At 62.7% G+C, this 20,548-nt stretch carries 23 protein-coding genes; 9 read left to right on the top strand and 14 right to left on the bottom strand.

Annotated elements, in window-relative coordinates; all coding sequences use genetic code 11:
* Positions 1 to 357: 357 nt before the first annotated feature.
* Positions 358 to 2,013, bottom strand: a complete 1,656-nt coding sequence (locus tag ABR948_RS15170; protein ID WP_428119220.1) for a fumarate hydratase — start codon at positions 2,011 to 2,013, stop codon at positions 358 to 360.
* Positions 2,014 to 2,235: 222 nt separating this feature from the next.
* Here ABR948_RS15170 and ABR948_RS15165 point away from each other — a divergent pair, with 222 nt between their 5' ends.
* The 5 genes from ABR948_RS15165 (at position 2,236) to ABR948_RS15145 (ending at position 4,774) form a co-directional block, all read left to right on the top strand.
* On the top strand, positions 2,236 to 2,559 hold the full coding sequence (locus ABR948_RS15165; protein ID WP_428119218.1) for a hypothetical protein: 324 nt from the start codon (positions 2,236 to 2,238) through the stop codon (positions 2,557 to 2,559).
* Between the two features lie 115 nt (positions 2,560 to 2,674).
* The gene (locus tag ABR948_RS15160) at positions 2,675 to 3,184 is read left to right on the top strand and encodes a hypothetical protein (RefSeq protein WP_428119216.1); all 510 of its coding nucleotides are present in this window, start codon (positions 2,675 to 2,677) and stop codon (positions 3,182 to 3,184) included.
* A 170-nt stretch (positions 3,185 to 3,354) separates the two neighbouring features.
* On the top strand, positions 3,355 to 3,528 hold the full coding sequence (locus ABR948_RS15155) for a hypothetical protein (RefSeq protein WP_428119214.1): 174 nt from the start codon (positions 3,355 to 3,357) through the stop codon (positions 3,526 to 3,528).
* A 198-nt stretch (positions 3,529 to 3,726) separates the two neighbouring features.
* Positions 3,727 to 4,401 carry a methyltransferase family protein gene (locus ABR948_RS15150; protein ID WP_428119212.1) on the top strand — a complete coding sequence of 225 codons (675 nt, stop codon included), beginning with the start codon at positions 3,727 to 3,729 and terminating at the stop codon, positions 4,399 to 4,401.
* Between the two features lie 13 nt (positions 4,402 to 4,414).
* Positions 4,415 to 4,774: a GFA family protein gene (locus ABR948_RS15145; protein ID WP_428119210.1), complete on the top strand. Its 360-nt coding sequence runs from the start codon at positions 4,415 to 4,417 to the stop codon at positions 4,772 to 4,774.
* Positions 4,775 to 4,908: 134 nt separating this feature from the next.
* Here the strand turns inward: ABR948_RS15145 and ABR948_RS15140 are convergent, their stop codons facing one another.
* A complete protein-coding gene (locus ABR948_RS15140; RefSeq protein ID WP_428119208.1) occupies positions 4,909 to 5,616 on the bottom strand; it encodes a glutathione S-transferase in 708 nt (235 codons plus the stop codon).
* A 295-nt stretch (positions 5,617 to 5,911) separates the two neighbouring features.
* Between ABR948_RS15140 and ABR948_RS15135 the strand changes: the two genes are divergently transcribed.
* Complete coding sequence (locus ABR948_RS15135; RefSeq protein ID WP_428119206.1) at positions 5,912 to 7,234, top strand: adenylate/guanylate cyclase domain-containing protein; 1,323 nt, start codon at positions 5,912 to 5,914, stop codon at positions 7,232 to 7,234.
* 32 nt (positions 7,235 to 7,266) lie between these two features.
* Here ABR948_RS15135 and ABR948_RS15130 read toward each other — a convergent pair whose 3' ends face one another.
* From ABR948_RS15130 to flgB, 11 genes are all read right to left on the bottom strand, one after another.
* Complete coding sequence (locus ABR948_RS15130; protein ID WP_428119204.1) at positions 7,267 to 7,665, bottom strand: hypothetical protein; 399 nt, start codon at positions 7,663 to 7,665, stop codon at positions 7,267 to 7,269.
* A gap of 634 nt (positions 7,666 to 8,299) precedes the next feature.
* The gene (locus ABR948_RS15125) at positions 8,300 to 8,977 is read right to left on the bottom strand and encodes a lectin (RefSeq protein ID WP_428119202.1); all 678 of its coding nucleotides are present in this window, start codon (positions 8,975 to 8,977) and stop codon (positions 8,300 to 8,302) included.
* Complete coding sequence (locus ABR948_RS15120) at positions 8,956 to 9,252, bottom strand: hypothetical protein (RefSeq protein WP_428119200.1); 297 nt, start codon at positions 9,250 to 9,252, stop codon at positions 8,956 to 8,958. The genes ABR948_RS15125 and ABR948_RS15120 overlap by 22 nt, the downstream gene beginning before the upstream one ends.
* The gene (locus tag ABR948_RS15115; protein ID WP_428119198.1) at positions 9,222 to 10,163 is read right to left on the bottom strand and encodes a Tim44 domain-containing protein; all 942 of its coding nucleotides are present in this window, start codon (positions 10,161 to 10,163) and stop codon (positions 9,222 to 9,224) included. The genes ABR948_RS15120 and ABR948_RS15115 overlap by 31 nt, the downstream gene beginning before the upstream one ends.
* A 270-nt stretch (positions 10,164 to 10,433) precedes the next feature.
* Positions 10,434 to 13,010, bottom strand: coding sequence for a cell cycle histidine kinase CckA (gene cckA, locus ABR948_RS15110; protein WP_428119196.1), 2,577 nt, complete (start codon positions 13,008 to 13,010; stop codon positions 10,434 to 10,436).
* Between the two features lie 192 nt (positions 13,011 to 13,202).
* Positions 13,203 to 14,279 (bottom strand): flagellar biosynthesis protein FlhB, encoded by a 1,077-nt coding sequence (flhB, locus tag ABR948_RS15105; protein ID WP_428119194.1) that lies wholly within the window; start codon positions 14,277 to 14,279, stop codon positions 13,203 to 13,205.
* A 12-nt stretch (positions 14,280 to 14,291) separates the two neighbouring features.
* On the bottom strand, positions 14,292 to 15,062 hold the full coding sequence (gene fliR / locus ABR948_RS15100) for a flagellar biosynthetic protein FliR (RefSeq protein ID WP_428119192.1): 771 nt from the start codon (positions 15,060 to 15,062) through the stop codon (positions 14,292 to 14,294).
* Positions 15,063 to 15,079: 17 nt separating this feature from the next.
* On the bottom strand, positions 15,080 to 15,343 hold the full coding sequence (gene fliQ / locus ABR948_RS15095; RefSeq protein ID WP_079571707.1) for a flagellar biosynthesis protein FliQ: 264 nt from the start codon (positions 15,341 to 15,343) through the stop codon (positions 15,080 to 15,082).
* A gap of 97 nt (positions 15,344 to 15,440) precedes the next feature.
* Positions 15,441 to 15,749 (bottom strand): flagellar hook-basal body complex protein FliE, encoded by a 309-nt coding sequence (gene fliE, locus ABR948_RS15090; RefSeq protein ID WP_428119190.1) that lies wholly within the window; start codon positions 15,747 to 15,749, stop codon positions 15,441 to 15,443.
* 15 nt (positions 15,750 to 15,764) lie between these two features.
* Positions 15,765 to 16,196 (bottom strand): flagellar basal body rod protein FlgC, encoded by a 432-nt coding sequence (flgC, locus tag ABR948_RS15085; protein WP_428119188.1) that lies wholly within the window; start codon positions 16,194 to 16,196, stop codon positions 15,765 to 15,767.
* Between the two features lie 29 nt (positions 16,197 to 16,225).
* Positions 16,226 to 16,627, bottom strand: coding sequence for a flagellar basal body rod protein FlgB (flgB, locus tag ABR948_RS15080; protein ID WP_428119185.1), 402 nt, complete (start codon positions 16,625 to 16,627; stop codon positions 16,226 to 16,228).
* A 378-nt stretch (positions 16,628 to 17,005) separates the two neighbouring features.
* Here flgB and ABR948_RS15075 point away from each other — a divergent pair, with 378 nt between their 5' ends.
* Together ABR948_RS15075 and fliP are read left to right on the top strand one after the other, a co-directional pair.
* Positions 17,006 to 17,974 carry a flagellar biosynthetic protein FliO gene (locus ABR948_RS15075; protein ID WP_428119183.1) on the top strand — a complete coding sequence of 323 codons (969 nt, stop codon included), beginning with the start codon at positions 17,006 to 17,008 and terminating at the stop codon, positions 17,972 to 17,974.
* Positions 17,971 to 18,723: a flagellar type III secretion system pore protein FliP gene (fliP, locus tag ABR948_RS15070; protein ID WP_428119181.1), complete on the top strand. Its 753-nt coding sequence runs from the start codon at positions 17,971 to 17,973 to the stop codon at positions 18,721 to 18,723. The genes ABR948_RS15075 and fliP overlap by 4 nt, the downstream gene beginning before the upstream one ends.
* A 112-nt stretch (positions 18,724 to 18,835) precedes the next feature.
* On the opposite strand, the gene ABR948_RS15065 is transcribed toward fliP, so the two are convergent.
* Positions 18,836 to 19,537 (bottom strand): helix-turn-helix domain-containing protein, encoded by a 702-nt coding sequence (locus ABR948_RS15065; RefSeq protein ID WP_428119179.1) that lies wholly within the window; start codon positions 19,535 to 19,537, stop codon positions 18,836 to 18,838.
* A gap of 493 nt (positions 19,538 to 20,030) precedes the next feature.
* Between ABR948_RS15065 and ABR948_RS15060 the strand changes: the two genes are divergently transcribed.
* A partial coding sequence (locus tag ABR948_RS15060) for a molybdopterin-dependent oxidoreductase (RefSeq protein ID WP_428119177.1) occupies positions 20,031 to 20,548 on the top strand: 518 nt, incomplete at its 3' end.

Below are 20,548 nucleotides of genomic sequence, written 5' to 3'. Positions count from 1 at the left end.
GGGCGGGAGTAACGGGCATGGCGACTTGGAAGGAATCAGTCCTGTCTCACGCAAGGGGCGCAGTCCGCGGGTGGCCTGCACACCCAGAGTGAGACACGCTAATTGAGTGACAAGGCGTCCTTCCCTCTGCGTTGGCCTTCGGCTGTCCGGCCGAGGTCTTCCTCGAACTCGACCGGGGGTTTGTATCCGAACGCCGAGTGGAGGCGCTGGGTGTTGTCGACGGTTTCGATGAAAGCGCCGATCTGTCCGGTGCGGTCGCCCTGACCCGCCGCCGGAGCGAACAGCGATCGTCGACGCGCGGACTCCGCCGCTCGAAGGCCTTGGCCTGAGCGTATCAGAGCCGAAGCGCCGCCTCCCTCACCCCAGATTCAGCTCCTTGAAGAAATCATTGCCCTTGTCGTCGATCACGATGAAGGCGGGGAAATTCTCGACTTCGATGCGCCAGATCGCCTCCATCCCGAGTTCGGGATATTCGAGCACCTCGACCTTGCGGATGCAGTCGAGCGCGAGCCGGGCGGCCGGGCCGCCGATCGAGCCGAGATAGAAGCCGCCGTGCCTGGCGCAGGCCTCGCGCACCTGTCTGGAGCGGTTGCCCTTGGCGAGCATCACCAGCGAACCGCCCGCCGCCTGGAACTGGTCGACATAGCTGTCCATCCGCCCCGCCGTGGTCGGCCCGAACGAGCCCGAGGCGTAGCCGACCGGAGTCTTGGCCGGGCCGGCGTAGTACACCGGGTGGTTCTTCAGATAGTCGGGCATCGGCTCGCCGCGCTCCAGCCGCTCGCGGATCTTCGCATGGGCGGAGTCGCGGGCGACGATCATCGGGCCGGTGAGCGAGAGCCGGGTGCGGATGGGATGGCGCGACAGTTCGGCGAGAATCTCCTTCATCGGCCGGCCGAGGTCGATCCGCACCACCGGGCCGCCGAGCGTCTCCTCGTCGACATGCGGAAGGAACCGCGCGGGATCGTGCTCGAGCTCCTCCAGGAACACGCCGTCGCGGGTGATCTTGCCGAGCGCCTGGCGGTCGGCCGAGCAGGAGACCCCGAGCCCGATCGGCAGCGAGGCGCCGTGGCGCGGCAGGCGGATCACCCGCACGTCGTGGCAGAAATACTTGCCGCCGAACTGCGCGCCGACGCCGAGCGATTGCGTCATCTTGAGAATTTCCTGCTCCATCTCGAGATCGCGGAACGCGTTGCCGTCGGCCGAGCCGTGGGTCGGCAGCGCGTCGAGATAGCGCGCGGAGGCGAGCTTCACCGTCTTCATGCAGAGCTCGGCCGAGGTGCCGCCGATCACGATGGCCAGATGATAGGGCGGGCATGCCGCGGTGCCCAGCGTCAGCACCTTCTCCTTCAGGAACGCCAGCAGGCGCTCTTTGGTGAGCACCGAGGGCGTGGCCTGGAACAGAAAGCTCTTGTTGGCGGACCCGCCGCCCTTGGCCATGAACATGAATTTGTAGGCGTCATCGCCCTCGGCATAGATCTCGCACTGCGCCGGCATGTTGTTGGCGGTATTCTTCTCCTCATACATCGACAGCGGCGCCACCTGCGAATAGCGCAGATTGCGGCGCAGATAGGCGTCTCGCGCGCCCTCGCTCAAGGCCGCCTCGTCGTCGCCATCGGTGATGACGCGAAAACCCTTCTTGCCCATGATGATGGCGGTGCCGGTGTCCTGGCACATCGGCAACACGCCGCCGGCGGCGATGTTGGCGTTCTTGAGGAAATCAAACGCCACGAACTTGTCGTTGTCGCTGGCCTCCTTGTCGTCGAGGATGCTGCGCAGCTGCTTCAGATGCCCCGGCCGCAGATAGTGATTGATGTCGCCGAACGCGGCCTCGGACAAGGCCCGCAGCGCCTCGCGCGACACCACCAGCATGTCCTTGCCCAGCACCTGCTCGACCCGCACCCCCTCGGTGGTGATCTTCTTGTACGGCGTGGTGTCGGCGCCGAGCGGAAACAGCGGCGTATGCTTGTAGGGCGGCACGGGTTTTGGATCGGGAAAAGCGGTGGGGGCGTTCATGGCTTGCTCGCAAGTTGAGATGCCGGAGGCGTCGGCTTCGAGACGCCGCATCGGCGGTTACATCGTTCTAAGCACTTTTGAGACAAAAGGTAAGGTTCCGGAGTCTCGGCAGCTCTGCGCCCCCGGCCGGCGCGTCCGGGCCTCCGGCTCTGTTGCGCATGGCTTCGGCCACGTGTAACCTTCGGTTGTTTAATTAAAAATCAAGCGCAAAGGGAGGCAGCCATGAAACCAGGATTTATCGTTTCATTTGTCACAGCGCTGACGCTGATGATCTTCGTCCCCACCGGCGCCAATGCGCTCGGGGTCGGCAAGACCTGCGGCGGCTTTTTCGGGCAGCCGTGCGATGAGGGTCTGTTCTGTCAGTCCCAACCGGGAACCTGCGGCCGTTACGACCTGACGGGTATCTGCGCGACAAAGCCGCGATTCTGCCCGCAGATCACCGGACCGAAGCTCGTCGTCTGCGGCTGCAACGGCCAGACCTTCTTCAATGATTGCGCTCGCCAGATGGCGGGTGTTTCGCTCGCCCACAAGGGCAAGTGCGAATAGGGCTGTCTTCGGCCGACGCCTCGAATGTGCAACACCGCCGCCGCGATCGCGCCCCGGTCGCGGCTGGGCGCTTGCATGAATCTTCCGCGCAAGCTTCAATGGCGCGGGGGTATTCATGACCAGCCTTGTCACCAAGTCTATCGCATTCCCGACATCCGTCGTTCGGTCCAGCGGCCTTGCCTGCGCGTCGTTGGCGCTGCTGTTGACGATATCCGCGGCGCCCCCGGCACGCGCCGACCGCTGCGACGATCTTGCGGCCCAGCTCGCCAACCAGATCGATGGCCTCAAGGTCGGCATCACCGCCGCCAACGTCATCTATCTGTCGCATCCGCAGGCCAAGGAGCTCTCGCTCGGCTGTGCCGGCCGTAAATTCAGCAACGAGTTGTATGCCAAGTCCGGCAGCCGCAAGCCGAAGCCGGAATTCCTCAATCTTGTCGCCAGCGCCGCCGCCCTGATCTTTACGCTGCCAAAGGACGATATGCTGAAAGGTGCTTCGCGCTGCATGTCGCGGATGGGCCTGTTCCACGGCGACGATGTCTCGACGCGTTACCGCCGCCTCGACATGAATTGCTCGCGAACGAAAGCCGAAGCCTCGATTGCCATTTCACGCAGCCCGGATCAGTGAGGGCGTGAAGCCGCGGTTCGCGCAATCACTAAAATTTTGCCGACTCATTGAGCCTCCCGTTCACCACATCACGGGATTGGCGCCGATACCCCGCGATTTGCGCACCCGATTCATAAATCTTTCGCTTCCGCCTCCCCACAGTCGGGTGCAACAAGCCAGGGATTCCGACCATGAACATTTCGAGCATTGCGGCGTCAACGCCGGTGACCCCTCCCGACCCGGTCGCGTCCAAAACGCCTGACCCGCAAACCGACGATGATGCCACCGACGCCGGCGCCGCCCAGCCGCCGGTTCAGGCCGCGCTGCCCCCCGGCCAGGGAACGCGGATCAACCAGATCGCCTAGAGCCTTTTCGGTTCTGATTGAATCAGAACCGGGCTCTAATCTTTTGTTTTGACGCGTTTTCTTCACGCGAACCGGTATCCACTTCGCTTGAAAACGCTCTAGAAGCCGCAACCGGCAATAAGATCGGGCGCGGAGCATCCGCGCCGCAAGTTTGCCTGAAAACAACGCGATCGTGTTCCCGCTCACGGGAAGCTTTCCATGATCGCGAAACTCCTGCTGCAGAATACCGGCTTCGTCGCCGCGATGGGCGCGTTGCTGTTCGCGTCATCAGGCACGCTGCACTGGCCGGGCGCCTGGGTCTTCCTGGCGACCTCGGCGGCGCTCGGCCCCGTGTTCGGCGTGTGGCTCGCCAGAACCGATCCGGCGCTGCTCGCTGAGCGCATGCGGCTGACCGCGCGCAACGAGCAACCCGCCGCCGACAAGAAATTCATGCGGGCCTTCGTCGCTGTGCTGTTGATCTGGTTTGTCGCCATGGGGATCGACCGGCGCGTCCACGCTTCGGATATTCCGTTGATCCTGCAGGCGCTGGGCCTTGCGATGTACCTGCTCTCGATGGGTTTCATCGCGTGGGTGTTTCACGAGAATTCCTTTGCGGCACCGCTGGTCAAGGTGCAGGCCGAGCGGCGTCACCACGTGATCTCCACGGGGCCTTACGCTTTCGTGCGCCATCCCATGTACAGCAGCAGCCTGCTGTTTTTCATTGGTGTGCCGCTGCTGTTGGGCTCGTGGTGGGGCGTCGCGATGGCGCCCTTGTTCGTCGTGCTGTTCGCCATCCGCATGCGCATCGAGGAACGGACGCTGATCGCGGGCCTGCCGGGCTATGCTGACTACCGCGCCCATGTGCGCTATCGTCTGGTACCCGGACTTTGGTGAGGATGAGCAAACCATGCCCGACAGCAGGACCTACACCGGCGGCTGCCATTGCGGCATGGTGCGTTTCGAATGCACCACCGATATGGCGATGGTGACCGCGTGCAACTGTTCGATCTGCACCAAGAAGGGCCTGCATTTCACCTTCCTGGCGCCGAAGAGCTTTCAACTGCGCGCCGGCGACGACAATTTGCGGGAATATCTGTTCAACAAGCACGCGATCCGGCATCAGCTCTGCAGCGACTGCGGGGTTGCCGTGTTCGCGCGCGGCAGCAAACCCGACGGCACCGAGGTGGTGGCGCTGAACGTCAGCTGCATCGACGGCATCGAGTTGGCGAAACTGACGATGACGCCGGTCGATGGGCGGAATCGGTAACAAGATAAGTGCTGTCATTCCGGGGCGCGAGCGTAGCGAGCGAACCTCAGATGTGCAATTGCACATCGGGGAATCTCGAGCGGATCACCTCGAGATTCCGGGTTCGCGCTACGCGCGCCCCGGAATGTCGAAAGTCACACATCCAGCTCCCTGTAGTGGCGGAAGATGCCGTCCTCGTTGAAGGCGATGCGGCGACGGCTGGCAAGATAGGTCTTGATATTGGGCCGCGCCGCGATGCGGTCGTGCAGATCGACCAGGCCGGGAATATCGCGCTCGAAGGTCTTCATCCGTCTGGGAAACGCATAGCGCAGCCCTTCGACGATCTGGAACAGCGACAAGTCCGCGTAGGTCAGCCTGCGGCCGGTCAGATAGTGGCCGCCATTGCTATCCAACACCCTCTCGAAATAACCCAGATATTTCGGCACGCGATCTTTCCAGAATTCCCCGGTGCGCTTTTTGGCCGGACCCTTCTGATCCTGGTAATAAAGCGACGGCCCGAGCGGATGGTGGGTGTCGTGGATTTCCAGCACGAAATCCGTCACCGTGAGCTGCAGTTGATGCACCCACAGCCGCCCGGCCTCGGCCTTCGGCGCCAGACCGTGGCGGCTTCCCAGATAGAACAGGATGTTGGCGGTCTGGCCGATCACGAGCTTGCCGGCCTTGAGAAACGGCGGGGCAAACGGCGCCATACCCTTGGGTGCTTCCATCATCTTCATCATCGCGGACATGCCGCGCTCGGTGCGCGCGACATCGGCGTAGTCGGCACCCGCCTCCTCCAGCGCGAGGCGGACATATTCGCCGCGGCCCTGAATGCTCGGCCAGTAAAAGAGTTCGTAGCGCATGGACAGTCCTTTGCCTGTTGCACAGCCCCTAACAAACCATTGAGGCATTGGTTCGAAGCGACCTCGGCGATGCGTTCGCGCCCTCGCCCCGGTTTTCTCCTACGCGTCTTTGCGCCGGATCCCGCGCCATCGCGGCGGCATAGTCCACCGACTTGAAACACCCCGGTTGGAAGCCTCGGCGCGGGTTCCAGCGCTCCGGACATCCGGCCGTGTGAAGCCTTACCTGCTTTTGCAGTTGACCGCATCCACCGCGCAGGCAAGACTCGCCGGACGTTTTTAGCGGTGAAACTCGCTGATGAATAATCTGGATTTGCCGGTGACGCGCTACGCGGCCAATGGCGACATCAATATTGCCTATCAGGCGATGGGTACGGGGCCCCTCGATATCATCATGGTCCCCGGCATCGTTTCGCATGTCGAGTTCATGCATGAATTGATCGGATATACCGCATTCCTGCGTCGTCTCTCGACATTCGCCCGCGTGGTCACGTTCGACAAGCGCGGTCAGGGACTCTCGGATCGCATATCGGGCGCACCGTCGCTGGAAGTGCGCATGGATGACGTTCGCGCTGTGATGGACGACGTCGGTTCGAAGCGGGCGGTGATCGTTGGGTTTTCCGAAGGCTCCGCGATGAGCGTGCTCTTCGCGGCCACCTATCCTGAGCGGGTGGTGCAGCTCGTGCTGATTGCCGGCTTTGCCCTGGCGTCAGAGTTCCAGTCGGCCAATCTGGAAGAAAGAATTGCCCAGCGCGTCAGGAATTGGGGCACCGGAGAATTGATCAAGACCGTGATTGCGCAGCAGGCGTCCAACCCGGACGCCATCAGTCAGTTCGGCAAACTGGAACGGAACGCGGCCAGTCCTGGCGGCATCAAGGCGATACTGCTGCTGAACGCGCAGATCGATGTCAGGCCGGTTCTTCCGAACGTTCGGGTGCCGACGCTTGTGCTGCATCGCCAGACCGACGCACAAATTCCCGTCGCGCTCGGCCGCAGTCTGGCGGCTCAAATTCCCGGTGCGAAATTCATCGAATATCCGGACGGAGATCATGCTTTCTGGTCGGGCGACACTGAACCGATGATTGGCGATATAGAGGAATTCGTAACCGGACATCGCGACAGTTCATCCAGCGAACTGGAACGCGTCCTGGCCACGGTACTGTTCACCGACATTGTCGACTCGACGCGCAGCGCTGCCGCCATGGGCGATCAAGCATGGCGGCGATCGCTCGACAGTCACGACCAATTGGCGAGGCAAATGCTCGAGAGACATCGCGGAATTCTGGTCAAGAATACCGGCGACGGCATTCTAGCGACGTTCGACGGGCCGGGTCGCGCGGTGAAATGTGCCTTGGCGTTCAGCACCGCCGCCAAGCAGATGGGTCTCCCCCTGCGCGCGGGTCTGCATACCGGCGAAATCGAGATAAGAGGCCAGGACGTCGGCGGCATCGCGGTACACGCAGCGGCCCGTGTGATGGCTCAGTCCCAGGCCAGTGAAGTCCTGGTTTCGCGGGTCGTCACTGATCTCGTGGCCGGCGCAGGGCTCAAATTCACCGAGCGCGGTTCTTATGAACTCAAGGGCATTCCGGGCCGTTGGGACCTGTTCGCAGCGAGCGCCTAGGGCTTCTCCATTTCGCTCGAAAACGCTCCGGCCTAAAAGTTCGAACAGACGCTCATGGCACCGGTTCGGGTGCAACTGAGACCATGCTTGTCGGTGTATTTCACCGTGCCTTGCGGTGGCTCGCAGATCGATGCGCCACCTTGATCGTAGCAACTCATTCCGGTGTCGGGATCGATAAACCTTGCGGATCTGTCCGCAATGACGTGATCCAGAACCCAGCCGCGAGACTGCATGCACGCCTGGAAGGCCGCGCTATCCGTAAACGTGTTCTGACGCGACAGACCGCACTTGCGGCCGTCGGCGATCTTCGCAGCCATGCTTCGGTCATGGCCGCCCGGCCGCAGCGTGTCCCTGAAAACATCGGTCTGCGCCGATGCAGCGCCGAACAGCGCACCAAGAATCAGAACCGTACCGAGGATCAACCGCTTCATCGCTGTTCTCCCGGCATCGGCCGGCTCGCGGCCACAACACTATGTGTCTGTTGATCGAGCTGACCGGTTCAACAACGCGCGCGACAAATTTGAAAGTCGTGTGGAAAAGCCAAATTCCGATCGGGCCTATTCGATGGACGATGATCTGGAAATCCGGATAAACTGGTCGGGGGACGCTAACCGAATAGGAGAGCCCATGCGGAAGCTTACATTTACAGTATTGGCGGCAGCAGCAATTCTCTTGGTGAACTCTGTGGGCTGGACAGCTAGTGCCGCCACATCTACCGGGGCCGCAATTCCGAGTGCCGCGAGAAACTTCTCGCCGATCAAGGAAACCGCGTGCCGGGGATACGGCCGCTGGTGCGGACCGGGCTATGTCAGAGCCTGCGGCCCATACCGGTGCTGGTGCCGTCCTTGTTTCTAGGTCTTCAGCTTTGCGCATAAACGGAGGCCGCCGGATACGGGCGGCCTCTTTCGTTATTTGGGAACCGGATACTTCTTGATACCGCGGTTCAATCAGAACCGATCGGGCGCTAGAGCATGATTCAACAGGTTTGAATCATGCTCGTCGCCCATCTTATTGTTTGAGCATGATCTTTTCGGAAAACCGGTTCCCACTTTTCCGGATCATGCTCTAGTTCGCCGCGAAACAATACAGCAGGCCGTCGCCGCCGGTGCTCTTGAGATCGGCCTGCGAGCAGCCGCCATCCGGTCCGCGCGAGGGATGCGAACTATTCCAGGATTTCGACGCATCGTCGTCGCGCAGCCCGATGCGATCGGAATGACCTACCATCGCGGCACCCTTGGTGCTGCTCGTCCAGTTCTTGCAGGTGCGGTCTTCTGTCGCCGGGAAAGCCGTGCCGTCCGCCTGCGATCCCGTCAGCACGTCGTGGCGGTTCGGCGAATCGCCGCGGCCGCTGATGATATCGCCCTTCTCGCTGAGCGCGGTCTGCTTGGTCAGATTATTGGCGGCGTGGAGTTCGGCGACGTCCCTGGCGATCACGACGCCCTTTGAATTCTGCCACGGACCCTTGCCGATGCGATCGCGCGCATTCACCGCCGGCTTGCCGTCGGCGGCCTGCGCCGAGAGATAGGCGTGCCAGATTTTGGCGCCAGCACCCGCGGCCTGAGCCAAGGTCTGGCAATAATTGTCGGCACCGGCGAGGCCCCCGAGATTGGCGCCGTTTCCGATGCCGTTGGAGGTCACGAAGAAAGTGGTATCGGCCGACTGCGCGTGCCCCGGCTGTGCCGCGATCAACGAGGCGGCGAGGCATAGACCCACAGGCGAGATCATCCTGATGAAGATGGACATCGATTTCCTCCGAATTGCTTTTTGCCAATCGCTTTTGAGAATTGCGAAGTTTCTTTTTGATCGACCGGCTCGCTGACAAGCGGGGCCTGGTCTGACATCAACCCGACCGGCGTGACATTATTCCGTTTTCGCAACGCCGCAATGAAGGGCAAGAAAATGAAGGGCAAGAAAATGAAGAACCAGAAATGAAAAGGCGCCGCGGAACCAACCGCAGCGCCTTGTATCGTTACCTGCCATAAAAAGATCAGGTCTGCTGGATCGCCGAGAGTTCCCAACCGGCGCCGCGCGGCCGCAGGAAGGTCCAGACTTCCGTCACCTCGGACGGTGTTTCGCTGCCCGCGACCAACTGGCCGGTGGTGCGGTCGATGGTCTTGTCGATCAGCGAGAACCGCATCGCCACGCTGGCGAAATCGGAATCACCCTCGCGCCAGGCTTCCGCGAGGTCGCCCTGCAGCAACTTGACGTAGGAGGTCTTGTTGATCTGGTTGCGGGCTTTGTTCGCGTCGAGATCCCCGGTGAAATACGACACCATTTCGGGCGTCGCCAGCGTGCGCAGTTTGCCGATATCCTCGTTGGACCAGGCGGCCTGAATCTCGCCGAGCAATCGCTCGAAGGCTTCGTAGTCGCTGGGAATGAGCTCCAGCGGCGCGCTGCCCGATCCCAGTCCGAAACCCGTTGCGGCGCGGAAGCTCGAGGGCGCGCCGATCCCCGCGGCCGCGCCGGCATAGGCGGTCTCGTGACGGCGCTGCCACCACGACATCGCCAGCCGAACCACGATGATGATCAAGCCGATCTGCAGGATCAGGCCGAAGATCGACGACAATCCGCCGAGGCCCCCGAACATTCCGCCGCCGAACAACATGCCGAGCAGGCCGGCGCCGAGAAAGCCCGCGAACAGGCCGCGGAGCATGCCGCCGCCGGGCCGGTTGAAGAACCCGCCGCCGGCAGGCGCGCCCAGACCCGGACTGCCCGGTTCGGCCGTGGTGCGGTTGAAGGGCTGCGCGGTGCCCGGTGCGGTCGACGTGCTCGGCGGCGCGGAAAACGTTCGCGCTCCCCGAGAACCCGAACTGACGCCGCCGCCGATCCTGGCATCGGCCGATGAGGCCGCCAGCATCACCGGCAACGCCAGCGACAGAATGACGGCAATCGCCTGGACGAAGCCGTGGGCGCGTTGCGTAAATCTCATGTCAATATCCTCAAATCCCCGACAGGGGGAAACGTCCCTAACATGGGCAGTACTACCTGAAAGTGAAGCGATGATCGGGAACCTGGGCTGCGGCGCTCGGTCGCGGGCCTGCGGCAAGGACGATCATTATAGCGCTCGTCACCCCCGGGCTTGACCCGGGGGTCCATCCTTATCTGTGAAGATGATGGATGGCCGGGTCGACGCCCGGCCATGACAAAGAGTGGATCGCTCACTTATGCCACCTTAAAGAGCGCCCGGCATTGCCCGGGATCACGACGGCGTCATGGTCTCCTTCACCGCGGCGACCAGTTGGCTCAGCGTGAAGGGTTTGGGCAGGAACGCGAACTGCTGGTTCTCCGGCAGGCTCTTCTCGAAGGCATCTTCAGCGTAACCCGAAACGAAGATGATCTTGAGGTCGGGATTGCGGCCCCGCATGTTCTTGAGCAGGGTCGGGCCATCCATTTCCGGCATCACCACGTCGGAAACCACGAGATCGACCGCGCCGTTCTTTTCCTCCAGCGCTTCCATCGCCTCGATGCCGTTCGACGCCTCGATGACGCTGTAGCCGCGCGAGCGCAGGCCGCGGGCGTTGAGCGAGCGCAGGCCCTCCTCGTCTTCGACCAGGAGAATGGTGCCCTGTCCGGTCAGATCGGTGCGCGGCTTGACCTCGGCCGCAGGCTCCCTGGCGGCGCCATTGCCGGCCACCGCGTCGGGCTGGACTTCCTGCTCGGGATGATGCCGCGGCAGGAAGATATGGAACGAGGTACCCTTGCCGGCCTCGGAGTCGACATAGACGAAGCCGCCGGTCTGCTTGACGATGCCGTACACCGTCGACAGGCCGAGGCCGGTGCCCTTGCCGACTTCCTTGGTCGAAAAGAACGGCTCGAATATCTTGTCGACGATCTCGGCTGGAATTCCGGTGCCGGTGTCCGCGACATCGATCCGCACATAATCCGCCGCCGGCATTCCCTTGAAAGACAGTCCGGCTGAATCCGCCGCTGTCACATTGCCGGTGCGCACCGTCAGCTTGCCGCCCTCGGGCATCGCATCGCGGGCATTGACGGCGAGATTGACGATCACCTGTTCAAATTGCGAGACGTCGACCTTCACCGGCCAGAGATCGCGGCCATGCACCAGGTCGAGCTTGACCTTCTCGCCGATCAGCCGGCGCAGCAGCATGGTCAGATCCGACAGCGCGTCTCCGAGATCGAGCACCTGCGGCCGCAGGGTCTGGCGGCGCGAAAACGCCAGCAGCTGGCGCACCAGCGTCGCCGCGCGGGTCGCGTTCTGCTTGATCTGCATGATGTCCTGGAACGAGGGATCGGTCGGCTTGTGCGCGTTCAGCAGGAAGTCGTTCGCCATCATGATGGCGGACAGCACATTGTTGAAATCATGGGCGATGCCGCCGGCGAGCTGGCCGACCATGTCCATCTTCTGCGACTGGTTGATCTGGTTCTCGAGCGTTCGCCGCTCGGTGGTTTCCAGCATGTAGACGATGGCGGCTTCGGTCTCGCGTTCGTCTTCCTCGACCGAGGTGACGAAGAACTGCCCCCAGCGCTCCTTGGGCCCGTCGAGCATGGCCTCGACCGGCGGGATATCGCCCTGCCCCTCCGCCGCCTGGTTGATGGCCGCGATCAAGAGGCTGCGATCGCGCGCATTGACCGTCCTGAAGATCGACTTGCTGGCCGCGCCGTCCGTACCCAGGCCCTGCGCCAGCTTGGCGAAGCGCGCATTGGCGCGGACCACCGCACCCCCGCGATCGACGGTCGCGATCGCCATCGGGGTGTGGTCGAAGAAGCGCATGAAGCGGACTTCGGCGGCGCGCTGCGGATCGGCACGCTCGTCACGGGCGCGGCTGATCACCAGCGTGCGCGACGCGCCGGGTACACCGTCGGCGCCGAATGCCAGCTTGTGATAGAGCCGTACCGGTACGGTCTTGCCGCCGCGCATGCGCAGGTCGATGTCGAACACCTCGGTCTTGACCTCGCCCGGCACCGGCGCAATCGATGTCAGCAGCGACGCGCCGTCGCCGGACACGATGTCGGCGAGCTTCAGGCCGCCCGACCCTATTTCCGCAAGATCATGATCCAGCCAGTTCGCCAGCGTCGCGTTGATGTAGACGACGTCGCCGGCGGCATTGACCGAGAAGAAGCCGCAGGGCGCGTGATCGAGATATTCGATCGCGTGCTGCAGTTCCTTGAACACGTCCTCCTGCCGTTCGCGGTCGCGGGTGATGTCGGCAATCGACCACACCGCGTATTTCGCCTCACGCCTGCTCTGGCCGAGCGGCCGGACCCGCATCCGCAGCCAGCGGCCATGGCTGCCTTCGTGACCGCTGCCGTCATGACCGGCGATGCGCACTTCTTCCTGCTGCCGCTTGCCTTCGCGCGCGGCCTTGAGCAGGCGAAACACCGCCTCGGAAACATCGGGATTGCCGATGAAGACCCGCTCGACCGGGCGGACGTCGAGCGCGGTGGTCGCCCCCGTCAGCGCGAGATAGGCGGCGTTGAAATAGACCACATGACCACCGGGATCGGTTACCGCGAGGCCGTCATAGGCCTGATCAGCAATGCGGCGAATGACCGGGTCATCGGTGGAGCGATCGGCGAAACGAATGATCCCCGCGGCATAGGCGAACAGGTTGAACAGCCCGACCGTCGCCAGCAACGCGAGCAGGCCGAGAATATAAGGCTGCGCCTGGGCCCGGCCGATGGTCATCAGCGCCACCGCGGCCGCGACGATCCCGCCGGCCACCAGCAGCACCAGGACGATGCTGCCGCCGCGCCGCGCCGGCTCATGGGCGGGCATCGGCTCCGGTGGCGGATCGTTGTCAGGTTCGGCGGTCATACCAGGGGACGCAGCCTGTCGACATGGATGTAACGCGCTTGCGCGCGCCGGGTGTAACGCGCTTGCGCGTGACGCGCACTGCGCACGCCTGCTCCTGAGTGCCTGAATCGGACCCGCAAGCGCAAGTCCATCACGCCGTTATTTCGTTGGTTACGCGCATTTCCCGCCCATTAAGGCCAGCCGTTGCCGACATCACGCCCGCCGGCCGGAAAGCCCGCGCTTGAGACCCATCACATAGCCGATAATTTCGGCGACCGCATGATAGTGCTCGACCGGGATCTCCGCGTCGATCTCCACGGTGGCGTACAATGCCCGCGCCAGCGGCACGTTCTCGACAATGGGAATATCGTGCTCGCCCGCGATTTCCCTGATCTTGAGCGCGATCCGATCGACGCCCTTGGCCACGCAGATCGGCGCCGCCATGCCGCGTTCGTAGGAAAGCGCGACCGAATAGTGGGTCGGGTTGGTGATGATCACGGAGGCCTTGGGAACCGCGGACATCATGCGCTTCCTCATGCGCGCCTGCCGCAATTGCCGGATCCGGCCCTTGATTTGCGGGTCGCCTTCGGACTGCTTGAACTCTTCCTTCATTTCCCGCAGCGACATCTTCTGCCGTTCGTACCATTGCTGGTACTGGAAAAAATAGTCCGCAATCGCGACCACCGCGAGCATCGCCACCACGGCGCCCATCAGATGCAGCGTCAGGCTGAGGATCACGCCGAAAATCATGGCGGAGTCGAAATGCAGCATCGACTCCAGCCGATGACGCTCCGGCCAGAGGATCGCCGTCATCACGGCGCCCAGCGCGAACAGTTTGAACAGACCCTTGCCAAAATTCGCCGCCGCCTGCTTGCCGAAGATCCGCTTGGCGCCGGACGCCGGCGATATCTTGCTGAATTTGGGCTTGAGGGATTCGCCCGACCACACCAGGCGGTGCTGCAGCATATTGCCCGCGATCGCCGCCAGCGCCAGCAGCAACAGCGGCATGCCGAGGGCCGCGATCAGCATATATTCGAGACTCCGCGCCAATTCCAGCAGGCTCGGCCCGTCGGCGTGAATCATCCAGGAATTGGCAATCAGGTTGCGCAGCGGCATCTGAATGCCGCCGACCGATCCGGAAAACGACGACAGCACCAGCGTGGCGCCGGCGATCATGAACCAGGTATTGACCTCCTGGCTTTTGGCGACATCGCCGCGTTCGAGGGCGTCATCCAGGCGTTTTTGCGTGGGGTCTTGTGTGCGTTCTGCGCCGTCGTCTTCGTCCGCCATCGCTTAAGGCTTTCAGTTGAGCGGCATCAGGTCGTGCATGACACCGATGAAATAATCGAGGAATGTCCCCATCATCGCGGCGAGAATGGCGGCGAAGATCAGGAAGCCGGAGAGAATCGACAGCGGCACGCCGACAAAATAGACCTGCATCTGCGGCATCAGCCGTGCCAGCACGCCGAGGCCGACATTGAAGACCAGGCCGAACACCAGGAACGGCGCCGACAATTGCATGCCGATCTTGAACGCCGCGACGAAGGCGCGGGTGGCGAGCGCGGCAACATCGCCGCTCGGCACCAGATCGCCCGGCGAGAAAATCGTGTAGCTGTCGCTCAGCGCGGCGATGACAAGATGATGACTGTCGGTCGCAAACAGCAGCGTTATGCCGAGCAGCGTGAGGAAGTTTCCGATCAGGAGGCCCTGCTGGCCCTGGGTCGGATCGATGGCGGTGACAAATCCGAGGCCGAGTTGCTGGGCGATCACCGATCCCGCGACCTGCAGCGCCGACAGTGTGACCCGGGCGGTGGCGCCGAGCACGATACCGACGATAATCTCATGGAGCATCATGACCAAAAGCGGCGTCAGCGACTGCATGTCGATGGTGTAGGCGGCGCGGTGCAGCGGCAGGATGATCAGTGTCAGCAGCACCGCGATCGCGAGCTTGATGCGAACCGGAATATTGGTCTCGCCCAGTCCCGGCAACAGCATCACCATCGCGGCGACGCGGGCGAACACCAGCATGAAGGCGGCGGCGAGCGCGGGCAGCAGTGAAATATCGATGCGCATGATTCACGCATAGTGCCTCAACCGCCTATGATTCGCGACGATATCCGCATCATGTGGCTATGTAGCGCATCCGCCATGAACGGCAGCGCGAGCAGCAGGGTGACGAAAATCGCCAGGATTTTCGGCACGAACACCAGCGTCTGTTCCTGGATCTGCGTCAGCGCCTGAAACAGCGACACCACCACGCCGACGACGAGACCGACGACCATCAGCGGCGACGACACCACCACGATGGTCCAGATTGCATCGCGCGCCACATCGAGGGTTTCAGCACCGGTCATTACAACTCCTGTTCACTCTGGAAACGCTTGCACCCGTCATTGCCTGCGACAAACGCGAAGCATTTGTGCAAGGGAGCAATGACGGCAGTTGAAAAACTCAGATCGCCATCTTCATGATGTCTTCGTAGGACTGGATGACCTTGTCGCGCACCGACACCAGCGTCGATACCTTGACGTCGGTCTCGGCCACCGCGGTGACGACATCCATGACGTTGGCCTTGCCCGACGCCATGGCGTTCGACTGCGCGTCAGATTGTCGTCCCCCCTCCATGACGCTGCCGATGACGTCCTTGAGCAGCTCGCCGAAGGAGGGTCCGCCGGCGGTGGGTGATTTGCCGCCGGCGCCGGTGTCCAACACGCGGGCAACGCTGGCGTAGGCATTTGCAGCGATTGTGGGTGAAGCCATGGTTCAGGTTCCTGTTCAGGCCTTGAGGATGTTGAGCGTGAGTGAGAGCATCCGGCGCGTGGCGCTGATGATGTTGAGGTTCGCCTCGTAGGATCGCTGCGCGTCACGCATGTCGGTCATTTCGATCAGCGGATTGACGTTGGGATATTTGACATTGCCGGCGGCATCCGCCGCCGGATTACTGGGCTCGTGCTTGACGCGAAACGCCGTTTGATCGGGCCGGATCTTGCCCATCGCAACCACCCTTGCATCCAGCTCACGATCAAGGGCGGAGGAAAACGTCGGCACCTTGCGGCGATAGGGGTCGCCGCCGGCAGTCGCCGCGGTGGAATCCGCATTGGCGATATTTTCCGAGATCACGCGCATCCGTCCCGCCTGGGCGCGTAGGCCGGACGTCGCGATCCCCATCGATCTGGCGAAATCTGCGATAACCTGACGGTCTGCCATGTTGTAACTTCTCCTGGTCTAATCCGGCCTCATGCCTTGCCGATCGCGACCTTCAAAAGATGCAGACGGCTGCTGTAGAGCGAGGTCACGGCGGCATAATCCATCTGGTTGTCGGCAGCCTTCAGCATCTCGTCTTCGAGATTGACGGCGTTGCCGGTGGGCCGTGTCTCAAAGCCGACCTTGGAATTCTGGTCGAAGCTTTCGGGTGCCCCCGACGGGATGATATGACTGGTGCTGGTGCGCACCATCGCCAGTGGGCCGGGGCCCGCGCGGCCACTCGTGACATCGATTTTTGGGTCGACGAGATCGCGCGGCTTGAAGCTCGGCGTATCGGAATTGGCGACATTTTCAGCCAGAACACGCTGGCGCTCCTGGTGCCATTGCATTTTGGTCCGCAGCGCCGCCAGGGCCGGAATATCGTTGATGGCCATCGCGCCCTCTCCTCTTGCCTGGGCGGCATGACGCCGCTTGAGGTGGGCAGAATTTGCCGTGTGTATGGTTAACAGCCGGTTAAAATTGCCGTGGCGGCAGCGTCGCGCCGCAAAGCCGATTCGCCGGGCGCCCATCAATCCGTGCGCATTTTCGCCATGAAAGCTGCGTTAACCAACGAAATCATTGGAGTTGGGACTGCGAGAAGTCGTTTTGGCCCAGCCGATTCATAGGTTATTAAGATAGCGGGCGGCAGTTTCTGCCGTGGGGAATTAAGGATTAGGGCCGGATCGAGGCTTCGTTCGCCGCTTGGCGCGTCGTTTCCGGTCCGCGTTCGACGCAACAGACTCGAAGAAAATGCCGTTTGCCGGGGACAAAGCATGCCTGCTCTTACATTTATCCTCGCCTTCGTAGCGGTTCTGGCGCTGATCGGCCTCGCCGCCTGGCTGGTGCGCCGATTCGCGGGGAACCGGCTGGGGGCCAATACCAATCGTAGCCGGATGCCGCGACTGGCGGTGATCGATGCCGCCGCGGTGGATGGCCGGCGCCGGCTGGTGCTGGTGCGGCGCGACAACATCGAACATCTCTTGATGATCGGCGGTCCGACCGACATCGTCGTCGAACCCAATATCGTGCGCGCCATGCCCGGACGGGACCAGATCCCGTCGCGGCCGGCGGTCGGCGGAACCGAACCGCAGCCCCGGGTGGCGCCGCTGCCGGACGCCGGCAACTGGTCGGATGATGGCCCGCGCTCCGACGCCTTCGATCATCCCGAACCGCAAATGCCCGAGCCGCCGCCCCGCCCGGCCCGTCCCTCATTCGCCGACGAAGTGCGCCGGCCGGCGCCGGCCTTGTCGGAACGACGCAGCGACCCCTTGACCGGCTTCACGCCGGAACCGCTCAGCGGGCGTCCTGAGTCCCGCCCCGAGCTGCGCGGCGAGCCGATGCCGTCGCGGGTGACATCGCGCAACGAGCCGGTGATACCGCGCCCGCCACGCCAGAGCGAAGCGCCGAAGCCGCCCCCGATTCGTGCGCCGGAGCGCGCCGTTGCGCCGCCGCCACCACCACCGCCTCCCCCGCCTCCCCAGGCCCCAGCGATGTCATCGGCGGACCAAAATCTCGCCGAGATGGCGCAACGCCTGGAGGCGGCGCTTCGCCGGCCGGCCGGCGACCCCGAACCGCGCGTCGGCGCCCCGCCGGTCGCTCCCGAACCGCCCCCCGGCCGGAGCGCGCCCCGCGGCGAGCCGTCGATGCCGCCGCCGGTGGCAGCACCTTCGGCAAAGAGCGGCTTTGAGAATCTGGAAGACGAGATGGCGTCACTGCTGGGTCGTCCAAAGACACCTTCGTGAGGCCGGCGACTTTTCCGCGTAGAGTATTATTTTTTGCCACACTGATAGCCGCCGGATCGCTGGCGGAGCCGGCGTTCGCGCAGGACATCAGTATCAATCTCGGCCAGGGCAATGGCGGCGTCACCGAACGCGCGATCCAGCTGATCGCGTTGTTGACGGTGCTGTCGGTGGCGCCGTCGATCCTGATCATGATGACGTCGTTCACCCGGATCGTCGTCGTGCTGTCGCTGCTGCGCACCGCACTCGGCACCGCGACCGCGCCGCCGAACTCCGTCATCATCGCGCTGGCGATGTTTCTGACCGCGTTCGTGATGGGCCCGGTGCTGCAGAAATCCTACGACGACGGCATCAAGCCGCTGGTCGCCAACCAGATCAGCGTCGAGGAAGCGATGCTGCGCGCTGCCGTGCCGCTGCGCGGCTTCATGCAGAAGAACGTGCGCGAGAAGGACCTCAAGCTGTTCATGGATCTGTCGGGTGAACCGCCGCCGGCGACGCCAGAAGACATGTCGCTGCGGATTCTGATACCGGCGTTCATGATTTCGGAATTGAAGCGCGCCTTCGAGATCGGTTTCCTGCTGTTCCTGCCGTTCCTGATCATCGACCTCGTGGTCGCCTCGGTGCTGATGTCGATGGGCATGATGATGCTGCCGCCGGTGGTGGTATCATTGCCGTTCAAGCTGATCTTCTTCGTGCTGGTCGACGGCTGGGCGCTGGTCGCCGGCAGCCTGGTGCAAAGCTACGGCGGATAGCTGTGCGCACCCGGGCCCTGTTTTCCGATGACCGGCGATCGTGTGGAACGGCGGTTAGCGGCAGTGCTTGCGGTCGATGTGCGGTTCTAAATCTAACGCAAGCTTATTCGGATCAGTCGCGCAGCTTCTGCGCCCGGTACGCGCTTGGCGTCGTTCCCACCGCCTTGCGGAAAGCGCGGTTGAAGTTCGCCTGCGACGAAAATCCGGTGGCGTAGGCGATGTCGACCAGCAGCCGATCGCTCGCCAGCAGCAGCCGTTTGGCGAGATCGAGGCGCTGGCGGCTGACGTATTCATGCGGCGCCGTTCCGGTGGCCGCCTTGAAGCTGCGCGAGAAGTGCGCCGGGCTCATACACGCCACCGACGCCAGTTCATTGACGGTGAAGGCCCGCTCGACCGAGGCGTTGATGAATTCCGTCACGCGCGTCAGGCGTTTCAAATCAAGCGGCTTGTCGGCGCTACTGAATTGTTTCAGGCGAACGGCCGTCGCCGAATAGGTGTGCACCAGGTGAGCCGACAAGGCGTTTCCGAGGCTCTCGATCAGCAGCCGACCGGTGGAGGTCTCGGCTTCCATTTCCCTCAGAATCTGGTCCGCGACGTACTCGATGAACGGATCTCGATCGATCGCGGCGTACTGGATCGAGATCCCCGAGGGGTCGATATCGAGATCCTTCAGCATCGTTTCGTCGAAAGGCTTGCCCGGCAGGAAGAGATGAAGGCATTCCTGCATCGGATTTTCGATATTGATGAAGTCCTCGCTGATCCCGGCCGGGCAAAGCCACACGGTGCCTTTCTTGCTCAGGGTCCGTTGGTGCATGCCAGCGCCTCGCCGATCGACGAGCGAGTGACCGCGCAGCTGGATGGCGATTTCCGTGTCTCGCGGCAGCTGCGGAGGCAGCTCTCCCGCCTCGTGGCTCCATATCTCCGCGAGAAGGTGCGACCATCGCCGGTCGTTTGAAGTCCGAAGCATTCTGCCGGTAACATATTTATCGACAGAGTTGCCAAGCGTACCCATCGTGAATCTCCATCGAGGAAGCGCGACGTGGTGGCAACGGTATTGTCTGATCTAAGTCTGACCATGTCGGACTTAGGCAACTACTATGCCAAAATGTGACGTGCGCGTCCATCGACTCCGGCGCCGCTTGAAATAGCCAGGGTGCGCAAGGAACAGGCAAACCCGACCGCTCGCGACTGTCCGGACCGCCAGGGCGTCCGCAGTTTAGGAAAAGAACCCCGCATATTCTGAGAAGCCAGCCGGTTCCCATCGCTGCAGTCTCCACATCACGTTGGATCACGAAGCGGAGGAACCCATGGCCCGTACCACGGTAGTTGGCGCATGCCCACATGACTGCCCGGACACCTGCTCGATCCTGACCACCGTCGAGAACGGAAAGGCCATCGCGGTGCGGGGCAACCCCGATCATCCGTTCACGCGCGGGCGTTTGTGCGTCAAGGTCAACAACTACGAGGAGCGGGTCTACAGCGACAAGCGCGTGCTATATCCACTCAGGCGGGTGGGCCCCAAGGGCTCCAAACAGTTCCAGCGGATATCGTGGGATGAGGCAATCGAAACCATTGCCAAGCGGTGGAAGTCAATCATCGCGACAGATGGCGCACAGGCGATCCTGCCCTACAGCTACCTCGGCACCCAGGGCATTATCAACGGGTTGAACGTCGGTGACCCCCTGTTCAACAAGCTCGGCGCCACCGTGTCGGAACGGACCTTTTGCGACTCGGGCTCGTGCACGGCCTACATGATGACGATCGGTCCCACGCCCGGGGTCGATCCCGAAAGCTTCGTGCACTCGAAATATATTCTCCTGTGGGC

The organism is Bradyrhizobium sp. (assembly GCF_050014615.1).
Classification (GTDB): domain Bacteria; phylum Pseudomonadota; class Alphaproteobacteria; order Rhizobiales; family Xanthobacteraceae; genus Bradyrhizobium.
Note: the sequence above shows the minus strand (reverse complement) of the source record. Positions and strands in the feature narration are given on the sequence as shown.

Excerpts from the sequence above, each read along its gene's own strand:
- fliE (WP_428119190.1), bottom strand. The coding sequence starts at position 15,749 with ATGGCTTCACCCACAATCGCTGCAAATGCCTACGCCAGCGTTGCCCGC.
- ABR948_RS15155 (WP_428119214.1), top strand. The coding sequence starts at position 3,355 with ATGAACATTTCGAGCATTGCGGCGTCAACGCCGGTGACCCCTCCCGAC.
- ABR948_RS15135 (WP_428119206.1), top strand. The coding sequence starts at position 5,912 with ATGAATAATCTGGATTTGCCGGTGACGCGCTACGCGGCCAATGGCGAC.
- flgC (WP_428119188.1), bottom strand. The coding sequence starts at position 16,196 with ATGGCAGACCGTCAGGTTATCGCAGATTTCGCCAGATCGATGGGGATC.
- ABR948_RS15145 (WP_428119210.1), top strand. The coding sequence starts at position 4,415 with ATGCCCGACAGCAGGACCTACACCGGCGGCTGCCATTGCGGCATGGTG.
- cckA (WP_428119196.1), bottom strand. The coding sequence starts at position 13,010 with ATGACCGCCGAACCTGACAACGATCCGCCACCGGAGCCGATGCCCGCC.
- ABR948_RS15075 (WP_428119183.1), top strand. The coding sequence starts at position 17,006 with ATGCCTGCTCTTACATTTATCCTCGCCTTCGTAGCGGTTCTGGCGCTG.
- ABR948_RS15125 (WP_428119202.1), bottom strand. The coding sequence starts at position 8,977 with ATGTCCATCTTCATCAGGATGATCTCGCCTGTGGGTCTATGCCTCGCC.
- fliQ (WP_079571707.1), bottom strand. The coding sequence starts at position 15,343 with ATGACCGGTGCTGAAACCCTCGATGTGGCGCGCGATGCAATCTGGACC.
- flgB (WP_428119185.1), bottom strand. The coding sequence starts at position 16,627 with ATGGCCATCAACGATATTCCGGCCCTGGCGGCGCTGCGGACCAAAATG.
- fliR (WP_428119192.1), bottom strand. The coding sequence starts at position 15,062 with ATGCGCATCGATATTTCACTGCTGCCCGCGCTCGCCGCCGCCTTCATG.
- ABR948_RS15165 (WP_428119218.1), top strand. The coding sequence starts at position 2,236 with ATGAAACCAGGATTTATCGTTTCATTTGTCACAGCGCTGACGCTGATG.
- ABR948_RS15115 (WP_428119198.1), bottom strand. The coding sequence starts at position 10,163 with ATGAGATTTACGCAACGCGCCCACGGCTTCGTCCAGGCGATTGCCGTC.
- ABR948_RS15130 (WP_428119204.1), bottom strand. The coding sequence starts at position 7,665 with ATGAAGCGGTTGATCCTCGGTACGGTTCTGATTCTTGGTGCGCTGTTC.
- ABR948_RS15140 (WP_428119208.1), bottom strand. The coding sequence starts at position 5,616 with ATGCGCTACGAACTCTTTTACTGGCCGAGCATTCAGGGCCGCGGCGAA.
- ABR948_RS15160 (WP_428119216.1), top strand. The coding sequence starts at position 2,675 with ATGACCAGCCTTGTCACCAAGTCTATCGCATTCCCGACATCCGTCGTT.
- ABR948_RS15065 (WP_428119179.1), bottom strand. The coding sequence starts at position 19,537 with ATGCACCAACGGACCCTGAGCAAGAAAGGCACCGTGTGGCTTTGCCCG.
- flhB (WP_428119194.1), bottom strand. The coding sequence starts at position 14,279 with ATGGCGGACGAAGACGACGGCGCAGAACGCACACAAGACCCCACGCAA.
- ABR948_RS15150 (WP_428119212.1), top strand. The coding sequence starts at position 3,727 with ATGATCGCGAAACTCCTGCTGCAGAATACCGGCTTCGTCGCCGCGATG.
- ABR948_RS15170 (WP_428119220.1), bottom strand. The coding sequence starts at position 2,013 with ATGAACGCCCCCACCGCTTTTCCCGATCCAAAACCCGTGCCGCCCTAC.